Source organism: Microbispora corallina, assembly GCF_016863035.1.
GTDB lineage: Bacteria > Actinomycetota > Actinomycetes > Streptosporangiales > Streptosporangiaceae > Microbispora > Microbispora corallina.
Genome location: NZ_BOOC01000049.1, coordinates 45,750 through 62,260, shown reverse-complemented (window position 1 = coordinate 62,260; position 16,511 = coordinate 45,750). Strand labels below are relative to the sequence as shown.

Below are 16,511 nucleotides of genomic sequence, written 5' to 3'. Positions count from 1 at the left end.
GAGGGTGCGCTTCAAGAGGATCTCCCTGGTCTGTCGTGAGGCGTCACTTGCGCCCCAACCGTCAGTGAAGGAACGGCTAAAAGTTATACGAAGAATCAGGAGAGAAATAAGCAGTCTGAAGTGAAATCTTGCGACTTAGCCGTGCGCACCCTGAATGGCGGCTGAATGCCATTCCTGAGAATTTCCTGGGATTGGCTGATCACGCGGCATGTCCGTCTCGCGACGGCGACGGACAGTGATGGACCGGTCTACTGACCTCTGTGACGAAGGTCACAGCCGCTGAACGAAACCGGGCGGCCTCCCGGACCCGTCTCAGATGTCCCGCGCCATCCGCTCAGTGCGGTGGGCGCAGCCCCGCGACCAGGAGACCGACCAGCAGGCGCGCGTCGTAGCGGGGGTCGCCGTCCGCGCCGATGCAGAGGTTCCCGATCCCCCGCATGAGCTGGTAGGCGTCCAGGTCGGAGCGGATCTCGCCGGCGCCGGCCGCGGCGTCGAGCAGCCGGGCGCACACGGGCACGAGACGGTCGACGAAGTAGGCGTGCAGCGCGCCGAAGTCGGCGTTGTCGGGCCGCAGCACGGCGGCGAGTCCGTGCTTGGTGACCACGAAGTCGACGAAGAGGTCGATCCACCGCGTCAGCGCGGCGAACGGACTCGGACTGTCCGCCAGCAGAGCCCGACCGGCCTCGGCGCAGGTCTCGACCTGGCGCCGGTAGACGGCGACGACGAGATCCGCCCGCGTCGGGAAGTGGCGGTAGATCGTGGCCGTCCCGACACCGGCCCTGGCCGCGATGTCGCGCACCGGAGCCTCCACGCCCGACTCGACGAAGACCGCGGCGGCCGCGTCGAGCAGGGCCTCCTCGTTGCGCCGGGCGTCCGCCCGCTTGGGCCGCGCCGTCCGCCCCGCGCCCCGGTCGCCGTCGTCCATCGCTGCGTTCCCTCCACTGCCGGCTTTGCTAAACGGGACACTGTCCCGTATCGTCGAAACGGGACATCGTCCCGCTTCTCATGATGCCAGAGCCGCCGAACCGGCCGCGCATCGTCACCCACGATGGAGGACATGCTCATGCAGTACCGCACCTTGGGCCGCACCGGTGTGCAGGTCAGCACGCTCGCGCTCGGCGCGATGAACTTCGGCGCGATCGGGCGCACCACTCACGACGAGGCCGTCGCCATCGTCGACGCCGCCCTCGACGCCGGGATCAATCTCATCGACACCGCCGACCGGTACGGCGACGGCGAGTCGGAGGAGATGGTCGGCAAGGCCATCGCGGGCCGCCGCGACGACATCGTGCTGGCCACGAAGGCGGGCCTGCCGATGGGCGACGAGCGCAACCATCGGGGCGGCTCGCGCCGCTGGCTGGTCACCGCGCTGGACGACAGCCTGCGCCGCCTCGGCGTCGACCACGTCGATCTCTACCAGATCCACCGGTGGGACCCGAGCACGAGCGACGAGGAGACGCTGTCGGCCCTGACCGACCTGCAACGCGCGGGGAAGATTCGCTACTTCGGCTCCTCGACCTTCCCTGCCTACCGCGTCGTCGAGGCCCAGTGGGCCGCCCGCGAACACCACCTGAGCCGTTACGTCACCGAGCAGCCCAGCTACTCGATCCTCCAGCGCGGGGTGGAGACCCACGTGCTGCCCGTGACAGAGCAGTACGGGCTCGGGGTGCTGGCGTGGAGCCCGCTGGCCTCGGGCTGGCTGTCGGGCGCGGTCCGCGAGGGCCGGGAGGTCACCACCAGCCGCTCCTCGATCCTGCCGGAACGCTTCGACACCGCGCTGCCGTACAACCGGGCCAGGCTCGACGCCGTCGAGCGGCTCGCCGCGGTCGCCGACGAGACCGGCCTGACCATGATCCAGCTCGCGCTCGGATTCGTGACCGCGCACACCGCCGTGACCTCTGCGCTCGTCGGCCCCCGCACCCTGGACCACCTGCGCGCGCAGCTCGCCGCCGCGGACACCGTGCTCAGCGCCGACGTGCTCGACGCGATCGACGCCATCGTCCCTCCCGGCACCGACCTCGCCCCGCACGAGAAGTTCGACGCCCCACCCGCCCTGCTCGACCCGTCGCTGCGGCGGCGCTGACCGCTCACGCCCCCGTACGGCTCCCGGGGATCGCCTAGCGGCCGTCGAGGCGCTCGGCGACCGTCATCCACTCCAGCTCGGCCGCCTCCTTCTGGGCGGCGACGTCCCGCAGCTCGGCGTCGAGCGCGGCGAGGCGCTCGAAGTCGCCTGCGGCGTCGGCCATCGCGGCGTGGAGCTTGGTTTCCCGCTCCGAGAACCGGTCGACCTGCCGTTCGAGCCGGTTGAGCTCCTTCTGCAGCTCGCGCAGCTCCTTGGCCGACAGCCCGTCGGCGGGGGCGGCGTCACGGACGGGAGCCGGGGCGTCGGGGGCCGCGGCGGCCCGGGCGGACAGGGCCGCGCCCGCCGCCCTCCGCTCGAGGTACTCGTCGACGCCGCCGGGCAGCATCGACAGCCGCCCGTCGCCGAGGAGGGCGACGCAGCGGTCCGCCACACGCTCCAGGAAGTAACGGTCGTGGCTGACGACCACCAGCGTGCCGGGCCAGCCGTCGAGCAGGTCCTCCAGCTCGGTGAGCGTCTCGATGTCGAGGTCGTTGGTCGGCTCGTCGAGCAGCAGCACGTTGGGCTCGTTCATGATCAGTCTCAGCAGCTGCAGCCGGCGGCGCTCGCCGCCGGACAGGTCGCCGACCACCTTCCACTGGGCCTCGCCCCGGAAGCCGAGCCGTTCGAGCAGCTGGGAGGCCGACCACTCCTTCTTGCCCACCTGGACGTACTTGCGGATCTCCTCGACCGTCTCCAGCACCCGCCGACTGGGGTCGAGCTCGCCGAGCTCCTGCGACAGGTGCGCGAGCCGCACCGTCTTCCCGCGCACGAGGCGTCCCGAGTCGGGCTCGACCGTGCCGGACAGCAGGCGCAGCACCGACGACTTGCCGGAGCCGTTGACCCCGATCAGGCCGATCCGGTCGCCCGGGCCGAACTGGAAGGTGGAGTGGTCGAGGACGAGCGGCCCGGCGCCGGGGCCGCCGGCGTGCAGGGTGACGTCCTCCAGGTCGGCCACGGTCTTGCCGAGCCGGGCGGAGGCGAACCCCAGCAGCTCCACCGTCTCCCGCGCCGGCGGCTCGTTCGCGATCAGCGCCTCGGCGGCGTTGATGCGGAACTTGGGCTTGGAGGTGCGGGCCGGCGGGCCGCGCCGCAGCCAGGCGATCTCCTTGCGCATGAGGTTCTGCCGGCGCTGCTCGGCCGCCTCGGCGATCCGCGCGCGCTCGGCCTTGGCCAGGACGTACGCCGCGTAGCCGCCCTCGTAGCGCTCGACCGAGCCGTCCACGACCTCCCAGGTGCGGGTGGACACGGCGTCGAGAAACCATCGGTCGTGGGTGACGACCAGCAGCGCGGACCTGCGCTGGGCGAGGTGGCCGGCGAGCCAGGCGATGGCCTCGATGTCGAGGTGGTTGGTCGGCTCGTCGAGCACGATCAGGTCGTGCTCCCCGATGAGCAGCCTCGCCAGGGCCGTGCGGCGGCGCTCCCCGCCGGACAGCGCGCCGGCCGGGGACGACAGGTCGATGTCGCCGAGCAGGTTGGCCAGGATCTCCCGGATCCCGGCGTCTCCCGCCCACTCGTGCTCGGCCCGGCCGCCCAGCACCAGATCCCGTACGGACACCTCTGGGTCGAAGTCGTCGCGCTGGGACAGCAGGCCGACGCGCAGGCCGCGCGTGTGCGTGACCCGGCCGCTGTCGGGCCTCAGCTCGCCGGCGATGATCGAGACGAGCGTGGTCTTGCCCCCGCCGTTGCGACCGACCACGCCGACCCTGTCGCCCTGCTCCAGCCCGAGTGACACGTCGGACAGCAGCGGCTTGGGCCCGAAGGCGTGGGAGACCGACTCCAGATTGACCAGGTTCATCGCGCGTAAAGCCTATCCGGCCACGCTCGCACCGGGGACGGGCCCGGAGGCGGTGACGGCCGACCGGCAGTCGTCGGCGACCTCGATCCACTTCGCCAGCGCGGCGGCGTGCTCGGCCGACTCCGCGAGGAACGCGCAGGTCGGTCCCGAGCCGGACACCAGCGCGCCGAGCGCGCCGGCCGCCCGCCCGGCGTCCAGCGTCGCCGCGAGCGCGGGGCGCAGCTCCAGCGCCGCGGGCTGGAGGTCGTTGGTGAGAGCCCGGCCGAGCGCGTGGGGGTCGCCCTTCCGCAGGGCGGCCAGCAGGTCGTCGCTCGCCGTGGGCAGGGGCACCGGGCCTCCCGCCTCCTCCCTGAGGCGGTCGCATTCGCCGTACACGCGGGGGGTGGACAGGCCGCCGCCGGCGAGCGCGAAGACCCAGTGGAAGACGCCCGAGGTCGGAAGCGGGGTGAGCCGCTCACCCCGGCCGGTGCCCACCGCGGTGCCGCCGAGCAGCGCGAACGGCACGTCGCTGCCGATGTCGGCGCCGATCTCCATGAGGTCGCCGAGCGGGAGGCCGAGCCCCCACAGCTCGTTGCAGGCGACGAGCGCGGCGGCGGCGTCGGCGCTTCCCCCAGCCATGCCGCCGGCGACCGGGATCGACTTGCGGATCAGCAGGTCGGCCCGGTAGGAGCGGCCGGCCCACCGGGCCAGCGCGCGGGCCGCCCGCACGGCCAGGTTGTCGTCGCCGGCCGGGACCTCGCCGGCCGACTCGCCCTCGACCCGGACGCGCAGCGGCGCCTCCCCGGCGTCCCCGTCCGCCGGCTCGGACGCCGTGACCTCGTCGAACAGCGAAACGGCGTGGAAGACGTTCACCAGGTCGTGGTAGCCGTCCTCGCGGAGCGGGCCCACGGCCAGCTGGAGGTTGACCTTCGCGGGCACCCGCACGGTGACCGCGCTCATCGGTTCCCTCCCGGGACCGCGTCGCCGCCGGGAAGTGGCGCCCGCTCGTCCGGGGCGCGTCGGTTCGCTCCAGCCATGGGACCCGAGCCTAACGGGATCCGCGCCCCTCACCGGCCAAGAGATCCTCATAAAGGGGGGCGAAAGCCGTACACCTCTCGGTAGCGTTGCGTCCATCCCCCCTTCCGTGGAGCCTCCCATCGACCCCGACATCCCGACGAGCGCCCCGCTGTCCGCCGGCGACCCGGCCGAAATCGGCGGCCACCGACTGCTGGGCCGCCTCGGCGGGGGCGGGATGGGCACCGTCTACCTCGCGGCCGCCGAGGACGGGCCGCCGGTCGCCGTCAAGGTCATCCGGGCCGAGTTCTCCTCCGACCCCGGCTTCACGGGACGCTTCCGCTCCGAGGTCGAGCACGCCCGGTCGGTCGCCTCGTTCTGCACCGCCCGGGTGCTCGGGCACGGGGAGATGCCGGACGGCCGGCCGTACATGGTCACCGAGTACATCCCCGGCACGCCGCTCGACCGGCGGATCGCGGCGCACGGCGCGCTGGACGGGGCCACGCTGCACGGGGTCGCGTTCGGCGTGGCCGCCGCGCTGACGGCGATCCACGCGGCCGGCCTCGTCCACCGGGACCTCAAGCCCGCGAACGTCATCCTGTCGATGTCGGGACCGCGGGTGATCGACTTCGGGGTGTCCCGGGCCGTCGACGACACCCGGCACACCGGCACCGGCGAGGTCGTCGGAACCCCCGGCTGGTGGGCCCCCGAACAGCTCCAGGGCCGCCCGGTGACGCCCGCGGCCGACGTGTTCACCTGGGGCTGCCTCGTGGCGTACGCCGGGAGCGGCCGCCATCCGTTCGGCGAGGGCGACCCGATGGTCCTGGCCCACCGCGTGCTGGAGGCGGAGCCCGACCTCGGGTCGCTGCCCGAGCCGCTCGACAGCCTCGTGCGGCGGGCGCTCGACCGCGAGCCCCGGCACCGCCCGACCGCCCAGGACCTGCTGCTGGCCCTGGTCGGCGGCCGCCAGGAGCCCGCCACGCAGGTCATCGAGGAGCTGTGGGAGTCCCCGCGTGACGCGACCCCCTCCCGCGTACGGCGAGGGCGGCTGGCGGCGGCGATCGCGGCCGCGGTCGTCCTGGCCGTCGCCGCCGGCCTGCTCGTCGGGCTGCTGGCCGGACGGCCCGGGCCCGCGCCCGTCGCGGGCGGGCGGGACAGCGACGTCGGCCGCCGCTTCGAGATCGGGGACGTCCAGGTCGTGGTGGACCGGCCCGCCTGCCGGAGGTCCGGGGACGCCACGGCCTGCCTGGTGTCCTGGCGGGTGCTCAACATGGGCGGCGCCGCCGCCGACCTCGCCGGGCCCCCGGATCTCGTGGACGACGAGGGCGGCGTCCACCGGGCCGAGGACGGCGCGCGGCCGTCCTCGGTGCAGCCGGGGGACATGGTGGTGCTGACCGCGCGGTACGCCCTGCCCGGCGACCGTACGGCGGCCCTGCTGCGCGGCGACGTGGTCGCCGGCGGCTCCGCGATCACCGCGCGTCTCGGGGCGGCCTCGTGAGCCGGATGTTCTCCCGGCTCGCAGGGGCGGCGGCCGGGGCGTCGCTGCTCCTGGCGCTCGTCCCCGCCTGGCCGGGCGCGACGGCCACGGAAAGCTCGGCCGCCACGAAGAGCACGACAGCCGCCGAGACAGCCTCGATGGGCGCGACGATCTCCATGGGGACGAGCGGAGCGACGGCCGCGGTGAGCACGACGGCCGCGCCCCCGCCGGGCGGCTGCGGCGGCGCGACCGTGTCCGACCTGGACGGCGACGGCGCCGCCGACGCGGTGGCGGGCGACCCCTTCGCCCCCCGGCCGGAGGGCGCCGGCGCGGGCGGCGGACGCCTCCACCTGCTGCGCGGCAGGCCCGGGGCGCCGCTCGACCCCGTCGTCGAGGCGTTCGACGCGCGGGCGCCCGGATGGGCCGCCGCCATCGGCGACCTCGACGGCGACGGCTGCGCCGATCTGGTGGTGGGCGACCCGTTCGCGTACGGCGGGGCGGGCGCGGCCCAGGCCGAGGGTGCGGGCGCCGCGTACGTCTACTGGGGCGGCCGCGATCTCGGCACGACGCGGCTGGAACTTCGGGCGCCGGCGGCCCGGACCGGCGCCCATTTCGGCTGGTCGCTCGCGGTCGCGGCGGGCACGGTCGCGATCGGCGCGCCGTACGAGGACGCCGACGAGGTGGCCGACTCCGGGGCGGTCTACGTCTATCGGTTCACCGGGCGCGTGGCCGGGCCGCCGCAGCGGATCACCCAGAACACCCCGGGCGTGCCGGGCAGCGGCGAGGCGGGCGACCTGTTCGGGTGGTCGGTCGCGCTCGGCCGGCTCGGCGGCGCGCCCGGCCAGATCGACCTCGCCGTGGGCGCGCCCTTCGAGGACCAGGAGGAGGGTGGCCTGCCGGACACGGGCGCGATCACGGTCGTGTACGACGTGTCCCTGCGGCCGTGGTCGTTCCAGGGCGTGGGCTGGAACCTGGCCGCCGTCACCCGCGAGGTCGCGGCGCACGCCGGCGACCATCTCGGCCACAGCCTGGCGTACGGCGAACACGACGGCGTGGGCCACCTGGCCGCGGGCGCGCCGTACGCCGACGTGGACGGCGTGCGCGACGCGGGGGCCGTGCTGCTCTTCCAGGCCGCCGGCCCGGGGCCGCGCTTCGTCCGCCTGCTGCGTGAGGGCGCTGTCGCGGGCACCGGCGACCGGTTCGGCTTCTCGCTGGCCTTCGCCGGGCCCTTCCTGGTCGCCGGGTCACCCGGGAGCGGCCTCCCCGGCGCGCCCGAGAGCGGCGCCGCGCACGTCATGGCCCTCGCCGGCCCACCCGAGCGGCGGACGCTGACCGAGCGCGACCCCCGGCCGTACGACCACTTCGGGTGGAGCGTGAGCGGGACGCCGGACGGCCGGCTCCTCGTCGGCGCGCCCGACCGGGGGGTGACGGGGGCGGTGACGGTGGCCGCGGCGGGACCGGCGGGCCCCGGCGCGCCCTCCGGGGTGTCGTGGGGGGCCCAGGCGGCCAAGACCACCACGAGCGGAGGTTCCCGCGAACTTCTCCCCCCGAAAGAGGGTCCAACCGGAGAGGAGGCCCTGGACTTCGGAGCCGCCGTGGCCGGATGAGGCGGAGGACGTGTGGACGTTCGCGACATGCCGACCCTTCCCGGCGGGAGGCCACAGGCCGCCCGAGGCGCCGTGCCCGGCAGGCCGGCTCCGCCGGTCCGGCGCGTCCTTCTGCGGACCGCGGCTCTGGGGGCCGTGCTGGCCGCCACATCAGCCGTCCTGACCGCTTCGGCCGCCCAGGGACAGGCGCCGCCGCCACCGCCCACGGACATCGGCCGGCGCCTCATGCTCACGGCCGGGTTCGACGCGCCGTGGATGCTCGTGCAGACCCCCGGCTGCGGCTACCCGAACTGGGCGAGGGGCGTCCGCCACCCCAACCGGCAGACCTGCCGCCTCGTCGTGCTCTTCGGCAATCCGGGCCCCGATCCCGTGCGCCTCGCCGGCCGGTTCCCGGATCTCGTCGACGACCGGGGGACGGCGCACTACGCCGTCCGGGTGTCCGGTGTCCCCCTCAGGGCCCTGCGGCCCGGCGAGCGGGTCGTGAGGCTGACCTTCTCGTACGGCATGCCGAAGGGACGCAGGCCGGTCCGCCTGCAGGGCGCCGTGCTCGCCGGGGGTCCCGGCGTGCGGGTGACGCTGTGAGGGCGGCCGGGACGCCGGCGCTCCTCACCGCGCTCCTCACCGCGCTGGTCGCGGCCCCCGTTCACGTGAATCCTCCGATCCGGAGGTGCGCGCCGGAGATCGTGGTGGCCGATCCGAGCGGGCAGGAGTACCGCTCGCCCGGCGTGGGGTCGCTGTACGCGCTGAAGTTCGACGAGTACGGCCCGCCGCGCGTGCGGGCCGCGCTGACCCGCGGGCAGGTGCCGGTCACCCCGGAGGGCCCGCTGGCCCGCGCCGACATCGACGGGGACGGCTGCGAGGACCTCGTCGTCGGCTCCCCTCATGTGGACGCCTTCAGACAGCCCGACGCCCCCGCCATCGGGGCCGGCCCCGGCGACGACGGCCTCGTCCAGATCCTGTGGGGCGGGCCGGGGGACTCGCCCGGCGTGCGCGACACGACCGTCCTGCCGGCGCCGGAGGCGGGACGGCGGGGGCACTTCGGCTGGTCGGTGGCGGCGGCGAAGGGTCTCGTGGCGGTGGGGGCGCCCCACGAGGACGCGCCGGGCGCCGCGGACTCCGGGGCCGTCTACCTCTTCCGGCTGTCCGGCCGTGAGGTGCGGGACGCCCCCCGCCGCATCACCCAGGACTCCCCCGGCGTGCCCGGCAACGGCGAGGCGGGCGACGCGTTCGGCTGGTCGCTGGCCCTGGCGGACCTCGGCGGCCTCACGGGCGTGCCCGAGCTCGTGGTGGGCGCGCCGTACGAGGACGACGACGGCGCGGGGCGGCAGCAGGACGGGCAGGGCGTGCCGCACGCGGGGGCGGTGACCCTCCTGGCGGATGTCACCACGGCCGGCCCGACGCGTGGGTGGCGGTTGTCCGGACCCTCGGCGCCCGGGGCGCGGTACGGCTACGCGCTGGCCACGGGCGAGGGGGACGGCCCTGCCTACCTCGCGGCGAGCGCGCCCGGCGTCGACGCCGTGAACCTGTACGAGGTGACCCCGGACGGGGAACCCCGGCCCGTCCTGCAGTGGCGGGGGACGGGCGCGTTCGGGTTCTCGCTGGCCCTGGGCTACGGCCGGCTCGCCGTCGGAGCCCCGTACGGCGGGACCGCCGGGACCGTGACCGCGCTCCCGCTGGACGGCGGCCCGGCGACGACCCTGCCCGGGAGCGGCGCCGGCGACCGGTTCGGGTGGGCCGTGGCCTGGGCCGACGACGGATGGCTCCTGGTGGGCGCCCCGGACAGGGGCACCACGGGAGCCGTCGCGCTCGTCCCGCTGGGCGGCGGGGAGAGGATCTGGCTCGCGCCGGGCGACGGCTTCGTCCCCTCCCCTCCGTCCGCCGGAATCGGGCCCCGGTTCAAGCCCAACGAGCAGGGCGTCGCGCTCGACTTCGGGGCCTCCATGGGCTGAGCACCGCCCGGGCTCCCAGGCAGGTCGGAGGACGCCGCGGGCGGGCTTTCCCGGACCGGTCAGAGGATGCCGCGGGCGGTGAAGGCGGTGGTGACCGCGCCGGCCGCGGCTGAGCCGTACAGGCGCCGGGCGGCGGCGACGGTGGCCTGGGCGGCGGCCGCGAACGTGGTGTCGGGCGCGAACGCGAACTGCGCCTCGATGATCAGCGTGCTCGCCCTGCGGTCGCCGAGGGCCGTGCGGATGTCCCACAGGGCCCGCGACCAGATCTCGCCGTCCGCGTGCACCTCGCCGACGACGTCCTGCGGGTAGTGCTTGTCCCCGTCGAGCCGGCGCAGGCAGTGCGGGGCGTTCGTGTAGCTCGTCGAGTCCCAGTCGGCGACGCAGGCCTCGTCGGTCCTGGTCGGCGTTCCCGTGGCCCAGCTGCTCACGGCGACCGCGAGGTAGTCGCCGAACGCCTCACCGATGGCGCCGGACTCCGCGGTCGTGCCGAAGCCGGGGACCTGGCCGTCCTGGACGCTGTGGCCGTACTCGTGCACGATCACCTCGGCGTCCTCGCCGTCGTCGACTCCGCCCTTGCCCAGCGAGATGTTCGCCTTGTCGTCGCGGAAGAAGGAGTTGTCGCCGCCGTACTGGTCGATGCGCAGCTCGATCTGCCGCTGGTTGACCGGGCGCAGCGAACCGCCGAACCCGAGCGACTGGATGTACCGCTGCGCGGCGGTCACCCAGTAGTAGCCCATGACCTGCTCGAACTGGTCGGCGTCCCGGTGATAGGCGGGGAAGGCGCCGCCCGTGGCGCGGGCGGCCGCTCCGGTCCCGCTCTTGACCCGTACGTAACGGCCCGTGAGCGTGCCCGATCCGTCGAGGTCGGTCAGCGTCACGGTCCGGTAGGCGGGCGCGAAGACCGGCAGGTCGGCGTCCTTGGCGTCGGTGAGCGTCTGCAGGCCGAGCTGCTGGACGGGGTTGGGGGCGAAGACCGTTCCGGTGGCCGTGGCCGTGTAGGGGTCCGCGGCGGCCACGGCCGGCGCGGCTGCGGCGGCCAGGGTCAGGGCGCCGGTGAGGCTCATGATCACAAGGGGGGTGCGCGGCATTGGATCCTCCGTCGAAGAGCGCGGAAGCCCCAACACTAGATCCGCGACCCATATCGCCCGCAAGCCCTCATACGCCTATTCCGCGGCCGATACGGGATCGGCACCGGGAGAGCGGCGCCAGCGCCAGTCGAGCTCGCCGGGGGCCGGGGGCGGGCCGGGCAGAGCCGGGGCGTCCGCGGCCGCCATGCCGTCGAGCAGCATCGCGAGGTGACGCAGGCGCAGCTCACGGGTGCGGCCGGGGTCGGGGACGCGGATCGCGGCGCACCCTTCGAGGACGAGCCCCACGTCGCCGGTCACCACGTCCCGCCGGAGCCGTCCACTTGCGGCGGCGCGCCCGGCCAGGGCCGCGCCGAGCGCCCCCGCCCGCTCGGCGTCCCGGCGCATCTCCGGCGTCGGGGTGAACGTCCCCGCCAGGTGGACGGTGAGGGAGTGGACGTCGGCCTCGACGACCCGCTCAAGGAAGCGGGTGAACGCGGCCCAGCCGTCGGGCTCGGCGTCCGCCGCCTCGGCCTCGGCGATGAAGCGGCGCAGCCCGTCGTGACACAGACGGCGGAGCAGGTCCTCCTTGCCCGCGTACCGCCGGTAGAGGGCGCTCATGCCGACCCCGGCCCGCTCGGCGACGGCGGCGATCGGCGCCTTCGGGTCCTCCAGGAACACCGCACGGGCGGCGTCGAGGATCACGGAGTCGTTGCGGGCCGCGCGTCCCCGCCGGGCCGGCTCGGTCTCGGTCATGTTCGCCAGCGTAACAGTGGAACGGATCGTTCCGTTCTGCTATGCTCTTATCAGAGCGGAACACTCCGTTCCGAAGTTGGCGGAAGGGATCGACCATGAGCGAGAACACGGTGGGGAACTGGCGGGGTCTGCTGGCGGAGGCCCACGACGCCCTGCGCCGGACCGTGGCGGCCGTCGGCCCGGACGGCTGGAACCTGCCCACGCCCTGCGAGAAGTGGTCGGTCACGCAGGTGCTGCAGCACGCGACGGGCGACCAGATCGCGTTCGCCGCGGCGATCACCGGAGGTGCCTGGCCGTCGGAGGACCCGTTCGCCCCGTCGGGCCGTCTCGACGGCGACCCGGTCGCCTATCTGGCTCGGGCCCTGGAGACGTCGGCCGCGGCCTGGGCCGGTGTGGGCGACGGGGACGAGGGCGTGCCGACCCCGCTGCCCCACGGTCCGCTGCCGGCCTGGCTCGCGGGCGGGGCGTGCGCGCTCGACGCCGCGGTCCACGCCTGGGACATCGCGGTGGCCACCGGGCAGCCCTCGCCGCTGTCGGAGGAGGCGGCCCGGTCGCTCATGACGGTCGCGGCCGCCGTCGTCGAACCGCTGCGCGCGTACGGCGCGTACGCCCCGGCGCTCGACGCGGGGCCCGAGGCCGGGGAGGCGGCGGCCCTGCTGTCGTACCTGGGCCGTTGCCCCACCTGGACTCCCGCCGGGTGACGTCTCCGCACCCGGCCCCGGTGTCCGCCGTACGGGTCAGGGCGTGGACGGGGCGGCGGCCCGGCGGTGCTCGGCGATGCGGGCGAAGTCCTCGACGCCGAGCTGCTCCCCCCGGGCCGACGGGTCGACGCCCGCCGCGACCAGGGCCTCCTCGGCCGCGGCGGCCGTGCCGGCCCACGACGCGAGGGCGGCGCGCAGGGTCTTGCGGCGCTGGGCGAACGCGGCGTCGACAGCGGCGAAGACCTCCTCGCGGCTCGCCGTCGTGACCGGGGGATCGCGCCGGACGAGGGAGACCAGGCCGGAGTCGACGTTGGGCGCGGGCCAGAAGACGTTGCGGCCGACCGGCCCGGCTCGGCGCACGTCGGCGTACCAGGCCGCCTTGACGGACGGGATGCCGTAGATCTTCGATCCGGGAGTCGCGGCCAGCCGGTCGGCCACCTCGGCCTGCACCATCACCAGCCCGCGTCGCAGCGACGGCAGCGTCTCCAGCAGGTGGAGCACGACGGGCACGGACACGTTGTACGGCAGGTTGGCCACGAGCACGGTGGGGGCGGCCCCCAGGTCCTGCGGCCCGATCCGGAGCGCGTCGGCCCGGACGACGGTCAGCCGATCGGCCGCCTCCGGGGCGCGCTCGGCCACGGTCAGCGGCAGCTGGGCGGCGAGGACCGGGTCGATCTCGACGGCGACGACCCGCGCGACCTCGGGGAGCAGCGCGAGCGTGAGCGATCCGAGCCCGGGCCCGATCTCGATGGCCACGTCGTGCGGGGCGACCCCGGCCACCCGGACGATCCGGCGGACCGTGCCGCCGTCGATCACGAAGTTCTGCCCCAGCTTCTTCGTCGGCCTGAGGTCGAGCTTCTCCGCCAACGCGCGCACTTCCACCGGCCCGAGCAGACTCATGCATCCAGTGTCGTGCATGCGAGCGTGTCGAATTACGCGGCGGATCCGCGCCGGGCTTGCCATCCTTTCCGTCTTCGGCGACGAACGGCCGGTGTACGGAGGGAGCTGACGTGGATAATGTGGCGACGCGCGGCGCCGCGCCCCAAGGAGACCCGCCCATGGATCCCACCGGTGCAGAGCCCCTGCGCCCCCAGGACCCGCCGGCCGTCGGACCGTACCGGCTGCTCGGCCGGCTCGGCGAGGGCGGGATGGGGACGGTGTACCTCGCCGTGGCCCCCGGCGGCCGGCTCGTCGCGGTCAAGGTGGTGAAGGCGCAGTTCGCGCTCGACGAGGACTTCGCCGCCCGCTTCCACGCCGAGGTCGGCAACGCCCGCAGGGTCGCCTCGTTCTGCACGGCCCAGGTCCTCGACAACGGCGACGCCGCCGACGGCACGCCGTACATGGTCACCGAGTACATCGCGGGGACGCCGCTGTCGCGGCAGATCGACCGGTACGGCCCGCTGGAGCCGGGCCCGCTGCACGGCGTGGCCCTCGGCGTGGCGGCGGCCCTCGCGGCCATCCACGTGGCGGGGCTCGTCCACCGCGACCTGAAGCCGGCCAACGTCATCCTGTCCCTGACGGGACCGAGGGTGATCGACTTCGGCATCGCCCGGGCCCTGGACACGAGCCACAGCTTCACCCAGTCGGGCGAGCTCCTCGGAAGCCCCGGGTGGTGGGCGCCCGAGCAGGTGCGGGGCGAGGAGGTGACCCCGGCGGCGGACGTCTTCGCCTGGGGCTGCCTCGTGGCCTACGCCGGGACCGGCCGCCACCCCTTCGGCCGGGGCGACCTCGTCACGCTGGCGGCCCGTGTGCTCAACTCGCGGCCCGACCTCGGCACGCTGCCCGCGCCGCTCGGCGAGCTCGCCCACCGGGCGACCGCCTCCGACCCCGCCCGGCGGCCGTCGGCCCAGGATCTGCTCATCGCCCTCGTGAGCGGTGTCGTGCCCGGCGCCGCGTCGCCCGCCGCCGCGGCCACCGAGGCGCTCACCCGGTCCTGGGAGCCGCCGCCGAACGTCGCGGAACGCCGGCGTGACGTCGCCGCCGCGCAGACGCTGATCGACCCGGCGTCCGCGGCGACGGACCCCCGGCAGCTCTCCCCGGGCGCCGGGACTCCGCCCACCGCTCCTCCGCCCGCGCGGCGGCGGTCACGGGGCGGCCGCTGGCTGCTGGCCGCGGCCGCCGTGGCGGTCGCCCTGAGCGTCTCGGTCGCGGTGCTCGTCAGGGCGACCGGAGGAGCGGGCCGGTCGGCCGGAGCCATCCGGCCGCCGACGGCCGGCACGGCGGCAGGCCCGGCGGCCACCCCGGGCCCGGACGTCGGACGACGCATCCACACCGGCGGCTACGACCTCCAGCTGATCGTCCCGGCGGCCCCCCGCTGCGGCCTCACGTCGTACGGCGCCGTGACGGCGCGGGAGGGCGGCCTCTGCGTGGTCACGTGGACGCTCCTGAACCTGGGCGGGGACGAGGCCGCGTTCGCGGCATCCTCCCCGCGCCTCGTGGACGACCGGGGCGCGGACCACCCGGCCGAGGCCGCGTCGACCGCCTTCCCCGACGCCGTCGCCCCGGGCGCTCGGGCCGACGGCGTGCTGGTCTTCGACCTCCCTCCGGGCCGGCGGCCCGCGACCCTGGTGGTCGCTCGAGGCGTGGAGGTGCGGCTGTGAGGCGGCCGTCCGTGCTGGCCGCCGTCGCCGCCCTGATCCTGTTCGCCGCCCTCCCGCCCGCCGGGGCGTCCCCGGCCCTCGCCCGCACGGACGGCTGCGCGGGGGCGGGCGCCGCCGACTTCGACGGCGACGGCACCGACGACGCCGTCGCCGGGGACCCGTTCGCCGGGGTGGGCGGCCTCGCGGGGGCGGGCGCCGTCCACGTGCTCCTCGACGCGGGTCGCGGGGGCGTGCTGGCGCTGCACGCCCCCGTCCCCTCCGCCGGGGCCGCCTTCGGGTGGTCGGTGCGCACCGCCCATGTGGACGCCGACCGGTGCCTGGACGTCATCGTCGGCGCGCCGTACGCCGACCAGGACGGCACGCGAGATGCGGGGGCGGCCTACGTCGTCTTCGGCACCCCCTCGGGCACGCCCCGGGTGGCGGCCCTGCGCCCCGATCCCGAGCGGGACGCGCACTTCGGCTGGTCGGTCGCCGCGGCCGAGCTCGGCGAGGGCGGCGCGCTCGTGGCCGTCGGGGTCCCGCACGCCGACAGCGACGGAGAGCGGGACTCGGGGGCCATCGACCTGTTCCGGGTGCGGGAGACCCCGGAACGGCTCGCGAGGATCACCCAGGACTCCGACGGCGTCATCGGCAACAGCGAGGCCGGCGACATGTACGGCTGGGCGGTCGCCCTCGGCCGTCTCGGCGGCAGGCCTGACGACCTCGACCTCGCCGTGGGCGTGCCGTACGAGAACGACGACGGCGCGGGCAGGCAGGTCGACACCGGAAGGATCGACGCGGGCATGGTAGGCGTCGTCTTCGACGTGATCACGGCCCGCGGGCACTACGGGAGCGTCAAGTGGGACCTGCGCCAGGCCACCGACGCGGTACGGGAGAGCTCGGGCGACCGGTTCGGCTACGCGCTCGACTACGCGGAGTGGAAGGGCGACGGCTACCTGGCCGCGACCGCGCCGCTGACGGACGGCGACACGAAGGACTCCGGCCTCGTGCAGGTGTTCGTCCGCAGGGGCGCCGGGCAGCTGGCGCCGTTGCGCGCCCTCGGCCCCGTGTCCGCCTGGAGCCTCGCCTGGTGGGACGCGGGCGGCGTCCTGTCGCTCGCCGCCGGCGCCCCCTACGCGCCGTCCGGGCCGGCGCGGGAGGCCGGGGTGGTGCGCGCGTTCGCCGACGCCGGTCAGAGCGCCGCGAACGGTCAGCTCGTCGCGGGAAGCGGCGGCAGGCAGCTCGCCGTGGGGAGCGCCGCGTACGAGCACCTGGGCGCGGCCGTCACGGACGTGGGCGGCGCCACGCCTTTCACGCCCGGCCGCACGCTGCTCGCGGGCGCCCCCGACCACGGGCCGACGGGCGCCGTCGCCCTCCTGGACGGCGGGCGCGCGACCTACCGGCCGCCGGGGACGGGCGTGTCGTCAGCCGATCTCGGCGCCGCCGTCGCGGGCTGACGCCGCGCCCG

General features: G+C 75.5%; 14 protein-coding genes. 8 read left to right on the top strand and 6 right to left on the bottom strand.

Translation table 11 applies throughout. The annotated features are described in order from the left end of the window. Positions 1 to 334: 334 nt before the first annotated feature. On the bottom strand, positions 335 to 925 hold the full coding sequence (locus tag Mco01_RS34560; protein ID WP_204061023.1) for a TetR/AcrR family transcriptional regulator: 591 nt from the start codon (positions 923 to 925) through the stop codon (positions 335 to 337). Between the two features lie 123 nt (positions 926 to 1,048). Between Mco01_RS34560 and Mco01_RS34555 the strand changes: the two genes are divergently transcribed. After that, positions 1,049 to 2,083, top strand: a complete 1,035-nt coding sequence (locus tag Mco01_RS34555; protein WP_239104133.1) for an aldo/keto reductase — start codon at positions 1,049 to 1,051, stop codon at positions 2,081 to 2,083. A 34-nt stretch (positions 2,084 to 2,117) separates the two neighbouring features. On the opposite strand, the gene Mco01_RS34550 is transcribed toward Mco01_RS34555, so the two are convergent. Together Mco01_RS34550 and Mco01_RS34545 are read right to left on the bottom strand one after the other, a co-directional pair. Continuing rightward, positions 2,118 to 3,917 (bottom strand): ABC-F family ATP-binding cassette domain-containing protein, encoded by a 1,800-nt coding sequence (locus Mco01_RS34550; RefSeq protein ID WP_204061022.1) that lies wholly within the window; start codon positions 3,915 to 3,917, stop codon positions 2,118 to 2,120. A 12-nt stretch (positions 3,918 to 3,929) separates the two neighbouring features. Then, positions 3,930 to 4,856, bottom strand: a complete 927-nt coding sequence (locus Mco01_RS34545; protein WP_204061021.1) for a 4-(cytidine 5'-diphospho)-2-C-methyl-D-erythritol kinase — start codon at positions 4,854 to 4,856, stop codon at positions 3,930 to 3,932. Positions 4,857 to 5,040: 184 nt separating this feature from the next. Here Mco01_RS34545 and Mco01_RS40355 point away from each other — a divergent pair, with 184 nt between their 5' ends. Genes Mco01_RS40355 through Mco01_RS34525 form a run of 4 tightly spaced genes read left to right on the top strand, consistent with a single transcriptional unit; the run spans position 5,041 to position 9,943 of the window. Continuing rightward, positions 5,041 to 6,408, top strand: coding sequence for a serine/threonine-protein kinase (locus Mco01_RS40355; protein ID WP_372445012.1), 1,368 nt, complete (start codon positions 5,041 to 5,043; stop codon positions 6,406 to 6,408). Between the two features lie 5 nt (positions 6,409 to 6,413). Continuing rightward, entirely contained in the window at positions 6,414 to 7,994 is a 1,581-nt protein-coding gene (locus tag Mco01_RS34535) for an FG-GAP-like repeat-containing protein (protein ID WP_239104134.1), read from the top strand. 12 nt (positions 7,995 to 8,006) lie between these two features. Continuing rightward, positions 8,007 to 8,576: a hypothetical protein gene (locus tag Mco01_RS34530; RefSeq protein WP_204061019.1), complete on the top strand. Its 570-nt coding sequence runs from the start codon at positions 8,007 to 8,009 to the stop codon at positions 8,574 to 8,576. Beyond that, complete coding sequence (locus Mco01_RS34525; protein ID WP_204061018.1) at positions 8,573 to 9,943, top strand: hypothetical protein; 1,371 nt, start codon at positions 8,573 to 8,575, stop codon at positions 9,941 to 9,943. Before Mco01_RS34530 ends, Mco01_RS34525 begins: the two co-directional genes overlap by 4 nt. A 59-nt stretch (positions 9,944 to 10,002) precedes the next feature. Here the strand turns inward: Mco01_RS34525 and Mco01_RS34520 are convergent, their stop codons facing one another. Beyond that, on the bottom strand, positions 10,003 to 11,031 hold the full coding sequence (locus Mco01_RS34520) for a M4 family metallopeptidase (protein ID WP_204061017.1): 1,029 nt from the start codon (positions 11,029 to 11,031) through the stop codon (positions 10,003 to 10,005). A gap of 75 nt (positions 11,032 to 11,106) precedes the next feature. Beyond that, the gene (locus tag Mco01_RS34515) at positions 11,107 to 11,763 is read right to left on the bottom strand and encodes a TetR/AcrR family transcriptional regulator (protein ID WP_204061016.1); all 657 of its coding nucleotides are present in this window, start codon (positions 11,761 to 11,763) and stop codon (positions 11,107 to 11,109) included. A 95-nt stretch (positions 11,764 to 11,858) separates the two neighbouring features. Here Mco01_RS34515 and Mco01_RS34510 point away from each other — a divergent pair, with 95 nt between their 5' ends. Further along, positions 11,859 to 12,464, top strand: coding sequence for a TIGR03086 family metal-binding protein (locus Mco01_RS34510; protein ID WP_204061015.1), 606 nt, complete (start codon positions 11,859 to 11,861; stop codon positions 12,462 to 12,464). 36 nt (positions 12,465 to 12,500) lie between these two features. Here the strand turns inward: Mco01_RS34510 and rsmA are convergent, their stop codons facing one another. Continuing rightward, a complete protein-coding gene (gene rsmA / locus Mco01_RS34505) occupies positions 12,501 to 13,364 on the bottom strand; it encodes a 16S rRNA (adenine(1518)-N(6)/adenine(1519)-N(6))-dimethyltransferase RsmA (protein WP_239104132.1) in 864 nt (287 codons plus the stop codon). A gap of 158 nt (positions 13,365 to 13,522) precedes the next feature. Here rsmA and Mco01_RS34500 point away from each other — a divergent pair, with 158 nt between their 5' ends. Together Mco01_RS34500 and Mco01_RS34495 are read left to right on the top strand one after the other, a co-directional pair. Then, a complete protein-coding gene (locus tag Mco01_RS34500) occupies positions 13,523 to 15,064 on the top strand; it encodes a serine/threonine-protein kinase (protein WP_204061013.1) in 1,542 nt (513 codons plus the stop codon). Continuing rightward, a complete protein-coding gene (locus tag Mco01_RS34495) occupies positions 15,061 to 16,500 on the top strand; it encodes an integrin alpha (protein WP_204061012.1) in 1,440 nt (479 codons plus the stop codon). Before Mco01_RS34500 ends, Mco01_RS34495 begins: the two co-directional genes overlap by 4 nt. Positions 16,501 to 16,511: the final 11 nt, after the last annotated feature.

Coding starts and splice junctions, on each gene's coding strand:
- Mco01_RS34560 (WP_204061023.1), bottom strand. CDS start 925: ATGGACGACGGCGACCGGGGCGCGGGGCGGACGGCGCGGCCCAAGCGG.
- Mco01_RS34555 (WP_239104133.1), top strand. CDS start 1,049: ATGGAGGACATGCTCATGCAGTACCGCACCTTGGGCCGCACCGGTGTG.
- Mco01_RS34550 (WP_204061022.1), bottom strand. CDS start 3,917: ATGAACCTGGTCAATCTGGAGTCGGTCTCCCACGCCTTCGGGCCCAAG.
- Mco01_RS34545 (WP_204061021.1), bottom strand. CDS start 4,856: ATGAGCGCGGTCACCGTGCGGGTGCCCGCGAAGGTCAACCTCCAGCTG.
- Mco01_RS34535 (WP_239104134.1), top strand. CDS start 6,414: ATGTTCTCCCGGCTCGCAGGGGCGGCGGCCGGGGCGTCGCTGCTCCTG.
- Mco01_RS34520 (WP_204061017.1), bottom strand. CDS start 11,031: ATGCCGCGCACCCCCCTTGTGATCATGAGCCTCACCGGCGCCCTGACC.
- Mco01_RS34515 (WP_204061016.1), bottom strand. CDS start 11,763: ATGACCGAGACCGAGCCGGCCCGGCGGGGACGCGCGGCCCGCAACGAC.
- Mco01_RS34510 (WP_204061015.1), top strand. CDS start 11,859: ATGAGCGAGAACACGGTGGGGAACTGGCGGGGTCTGCTGGCGGAGGCC.
- rsmA (WP_239104132.1), bottom strand. CDS start 13,364: ATGAGTCTGCTCGGGCCGGTGGAAGTGCGCGCGTTGGCGGAGAAGCTC.
- Mco01_RS34500 (WP_204061013.1), top strand. CDS start 13,523: ATGGATCCCACCGGTGCAGAGCCCCTGCGCCCCCAGGACCCGCCGGCC.